This window comes from Ligilactobacillus acidipiscis DSM 15836, assembly GCF_001435755.1.
In the GTDB taxonomy this organism is placed as follows: domain Bacteria; phylum Bacillota; class Bacilli; order Lactobacillales; family Lactobacillaceae; genus Ligilactobacillus; species Ligilactobacillus acidipiscis.
Window position 1 is genome coordinate 1 of sequence record NZ_AZFI01000155.1, and the last position, 4,669, is coordinate 4,669.

Below are 4,669 nucleotides of genomic sequence, written 5' to 3' on the forward strand. Positions count from 1 at the left end.
TGTTGCACTTCAATTTTAAATCCGGCTTTTGCAAAAATCTCAATTAGTTAAGGGAAAAACCTTGTGCATCTAAAGCAGTTACGACTTTATGATGCACTTTTGCATTATTGGTATGATCAGAAAATGTATATGCCATATACAATGCTTTAATAGAATCACTAGTCCATTTACCTATTTTCCCAGCCAAAGCAAAAGCTAGATTACAGTACAATATATCGACAGGACCAGAAATCAGTTTCTTCTGGGCATAATCAATACCTAACTGTGCAAAGTGAATTGCTTTCTCATATTGTTTAGTCTCGAGATAATAAAAGGAAGCGTTTGTTCAAATTGTGAGAGCTGCATAATCATATTTTTCAGAGTCAAACTTTTGAAAAGCTTCTACTGCAAGATCAGTATAGTAACTTGCGGCTTCTAATTGGCCTTCACACAAATACTGATAGCCCAAGTCGCTAGCAACCAATGGCCACAAAACACCTAATTTTTGCTGTCCTTCCTGTAAGATCTTATTATAAGTAAAAATCGTGTCGGAACGTTCGCCAGTGCTGTGTGCAGCGATCCAGGCTCTAGTAAATTCCAAAAATAATTGCTGGTCTGGTCTGATATAGGTCTTATCGTTGATCTTCTCTAAAAATTCGCTTCCTGCTTCATATTGTTGATGAATCAAACGAACACTCGCAGCTAAGATAATTTCCCCAGCATCAACAAATTCATCAGTTTCGACAGCTTCGGCAAAGCTTAAGTTTAAGCGTGTCACAATTTTCTCCAAGGTTTCTCCAGAAGGGGTTGACGATCTTGTTTCGATCTGGCTGATCATGCCTTGTGAGGTAATGCCCTCAGCTAATTCGTTCTGAGACATTTTAAGTTCTTTTCTTCTTTTACGAATTAATTCACCGTTGATCATTTCATTGTTCCTCTCAGTAAAATTATTATATTGATCGATCTCGCTTTACTTGATTGCAGATCCACAGTATTCTTTATTATACACACAATCAGCCGATTCGACCATGGTATCATAGACATTTATCGGCATCTGTCAAGTAGTTGATCGTTTAATTTTGACGCACAAAACTTGCTAATTTTTAGCTTTTTACAAGGGATAAAAACTAGACAAAAAACATGTAATAACTAAAAGGTTTAGCAAAATGGCCAACAGCAGCCAAATGTAAGAATAGTTCATGCAGCACTTTTAGGATAAATCTTTGCCAGTTTTGCCTTTCAATACTGCTGGCTAGTTGGCCGGGGCCCGGTCACACATCTTAGTCACTTCTTATTGTGCACTGCGGCTCGGTTACGCAACAATAGAAGTTATGAACAAAAATTTACCGTCCTTTCTACTCCGACGTATAAAAAAGCCGTCCTAATTTCGGGCAGCCATTCTTTTAAACTAGTTCGTTTTTTGTGAGGTCTACCTTGTAACATATTTGAAAACCATACTTATCGCGCACGATAGCGTAATACAAGGTAACTCCAGCCTCCTTGAGCATTTTAACATCTTCCAGGCGACCGTCAACTTGCGCAGCATGTAAAACCTCTTGGACGCGTTTTCTGACAGCGCGGCCCTCCACAAAAGAACCGAAAAAGTCACCATTTTTTTGCACACACAATCTCTCCCTTACTTATGGCAGCTGGTCGTATAGTGTCACTTTTTCATCATAGAAATTATCTCGCAAATTAACTAGCAACTTTCCGACTGATTCATGAAATTCCTGCCAGTTTTCACCATCTTTTGTCTGATCTTTTTGGCCATCAAAGTAAAGAACACCATAAGAGCCATGGACTTGACCTTGGTCAGAATTCTCAACTAAAAATCCCAAAGAATTTCCTAAAATCACCGTATAAACGATGGCATCGTCTTTTAAATTAAAATTTCTAACGAATCGCAGAGTAACGTTATTACGAGAAACAAGTCGTGTTAATTCGGGGACCTCGCGCAGCATTGTCCGATAGACCATCGCTAACTGCGCAAAATGTTCCAGATCACGCCGTGGGATCTCCTCGCCTTTTTCATAACCATAGATATGCGTACTTGCACGCAACTCATCCTTGTAAGTTACTCTATTTTTTCCAGAAAGAGCTACAATATTGGTCAAAGTGTTCTCAAAATAACTTGCCATGTTATCATTGCGCCTCTTTTCATAAATTCAGAATCCATCTGTAATCAACAACCCTTAACCCTTGTCACCTTTATTTTAACTCATAAGGATTTTTTTATCTTGTCTCACGCTCACATATCAAGTTTTTTGCGAACTCTTAAACATTGGTCTTGCAAGCAATAAAGCGTATTAGATCCTACCGCTCACAAAATCAATATTGACATTTACTCATTTTCCCCTTAAAATTCTAATAATATTATAATAAAAATACATAAAATGTGTTGGTCAGGTGTTTTACTGGTATCCTCTAACGGATTTTTAGCAGACACTTCTTACTTCCACATTCATGGGAGGAAACTATATGTTTAAAAAGTACACAAGGATCCCCTTGATTGGGCGTATACTTGTCGGCATTGTGATCGGTGTTCTTGCAGGAGTTATGTTTCCTTCTTGGACCTGGATCGACTTGTTAGGCGATCTCTTCATCGGGGCCTTGAAGTCTATTGCACCGCTCTTAGTGTTTTTAGTGATCATGGCGGCAATTTCGGGCTACGAAAAAGGCGCGGACAACCATTTTGGAACAGTAATTATTTTATATTTAGGTGCCACTTTCTTATCGGCAGTCGCTGCCGTGGCTGCATCTTATTTTTTCCCGATCAAACTTGTGCTGTCAAAGGCCACTACAGCCAATGCTGCCGGTGCTCCCAAAGACTTGGGTTCGATCGTTCATGATCTTTTAACCACAGCCGTTTCGAACCCAGTGCATGCCGTGATGAACGGTGACTACTTGGCAATTTTATTTTGGGCTGTCTTAGTGGGGATCGCCTTGCAAACTGTCAGCAAGAAGACCCGCGACATCGTTGGCGACTTCTCCAAAATGATCGGTAATGTGGCAGGCTGGATCATCCAATTTGCACCATTTGGTATCATTGGTTTGATCCACAAGGCACTGGTCGAAACAGGAACTAGGGGCGTTGTTCATTATGGTCAATTAGTCTTGCTACTAGTTGGGACGATGATTTTTGTTTACCTAGTCGTCTATTCCTTGATGGTTTGGGTCTTGACCCGCCAAAATCCGTTTCCACTGGTCTTTTGGACACTAAAGGTTTCCGGGATCCCCGCTTTCTTTACGAGAAGTAGTGCAGTCAATATTCCGATCAACTTAGAAGCTTGTCAGGATCTGGGTCTAAACGAAAAAAGTTATGGTGTTTCGATCCCACTAGGAGGATCCGCTAACTCTGGCGGAGCTGCGATCACGATCTCGATCATGACACTGGCAACGACTCACACGCTGGGAATGCAATTTTCATTTCCACTAGCACTGATCCTCTGTTTCTTAACAGCGATCGCTTCGACCGGTGTTTCCGGCATCGCTGGCGGTTCGTTGTTATTGATCCCGATGGCCTGCAGTTTGTTTGGCATCAGTAATGATATTGCCATGCAAGTCGTTGGTATCGGCTTTGTGATCGGAGTTATTCAGGATTCTGTCGAAACAGCGGTTAATTCGGCTTCAGATCTCTTGTTTACTGCAGCCGCAGAGTATGGTGATCTGCGTAATGCAGGACATCCTGTCAACATTAAAGATGCTGTCCATCAAGCCAACAGGGCTCGAGCTTAAGCAAATATTACGACATTAGGCATGACCAAGGAATATTTCTTTGGTCGTGCTTTTTTATTGGAAAATAATGCAAAGGATTTGAACTGATAGCGCTTCAATGTTACTCTAGTGTTGTTAAATCGTGTGCGATTGTTTTGGCGTATGTAGTTTAATTTTTGACGGATGACTGACAAAAGGTATTTTAGAAAGGAGCTTTTCAATGAGTTTGGATTATGATTCAATGAAAAAAATCGGTGTTTCTCGTTCTGTGAATACTGGTGGGCGTGAAGGAGAATCCATTGCCCCCGATGGCAGTTTTTCAGTTAAAACTTCCATGGCTAAAAAAGAAGGAACAACTACACCAGAAATGTTATTTGCAGCTGGTTTTGCAGCTTGTTTCAACAGTGCCATGTCCTTTACGTTGACCAAAGCCGGCAAAGGTGACCTACACAGGAATGTTACGGCTAATGTTGATCTTTATGCCGCTAGCCAAACCGATTTTAACTTAAAAGTTAGACTTGTAGGTCATATTGATGGTGTTGATCCGCAGGAAACACGGAAATATATGGAAGAGACCGCCAAAGTTTGCCCATACTCCAAAGCAGTTGCAGGTAACATTGACGTCGAAGTTTCTGCAGAATAAGATCCGCCAAAGCCCCCCCTTTCTTTTCAGCGGGGGGCTTTTTAGTCAGTTCCACGTTGCAGAAGCTTATGCTTAACTAACTTCATCAACAAGTCGCAAAACACGACTTATTGCTAAAGCCTGTTAACGCTCGGCTTATAACCGCATTGCTCCACCCTGTTATTTTAGTCAGGTTACGTGAGACAGAAAACTCCGCCTATCTGACATTAGCTCCACATCGCAAAATGCGTGATCAGAATCTAATTTCCAATAGTGCTCACTTTCTCCCGGCTCACTACACCTTGTTATTCTTAGTCAGGTTGCGTGAACCAAAAGTCTGTGCCTATCCAACTT

General features: G+C 41.2%; 5 protein-coding genes. 2 read left to right on the top strand and 3 right to left on the bottom strand.

The features are described from left to right. Positions 1-325 precede the first annotated feature (325 nt). The 3 genes from FC65_RS08880 to FC65_RS08890 form a co-directional block, all read right to left on the bottom strand. Complete coding sequence (locus FC65_RS08880; protein ID WP_156408611.1) at positions 326-904, bottom strand: helix-turn-helix domain-containing protein; 579 nt, start codon at positions 902-904, stop codon at positions 326-328. A gap of 478 nt (positions 905-1,382) precedes the next feature. Then, positions 1,383-1,601 (bottom strand): hypothetical protein, encoded by a 219-nt coding sequence (locus tag FC65_RS08885; RefSeq protein WP_010497508.1) that lies wholly within the window; start codon positions 1,599-1,601, stop codon positions 1,383-1,385. Between the two features lie 18 nt (positions 1,602-1,619). Further along, positions 1,620-2,117: a hypothetical protein gene (locus tag FC65_RS08890; protein ID WP_056972403.1), complete on the bottom strand. Its 498-nt coding sequence runs from the start codon at positions 2,115-2,117 to the stop codon at positions 1,620-1,622. 340 nt (positions 2,118-2,457) lie between these two features. On the opposite strand from FC65_RS08890, the gene sstT reads away from it, so the two are divergent. Both sstT and FC65_RS08900 read left to right on the top strand, forming a co-directional pair. Further along, on the top strand, positions 2,458-3,714 hold the full coding sequence (gene sstT / locus FC65_RS08895) for a serine/threonine transporter SstT (RefSeq protein ID WP_056972404.1): 1,257 nt from the start codon (positions 2,458-2,460) through the stop codon (positions 3,712-3,714). Positions 3,715-3,913: 199 nt separating this feature from the next. Continuing rightward, a complete protein-coding gene (locus FC65_RS08900) occupies positions 3,914-4,336 on the top strand; it encodes an Ohr family peroxiredoxin (RefSeq protein ID WP_010497514.1) in 423 nt (140 codons plus the stop codon). The last annotated feature ends 333 nt before the right edge of the window (positions 4,337-4,669 follow it).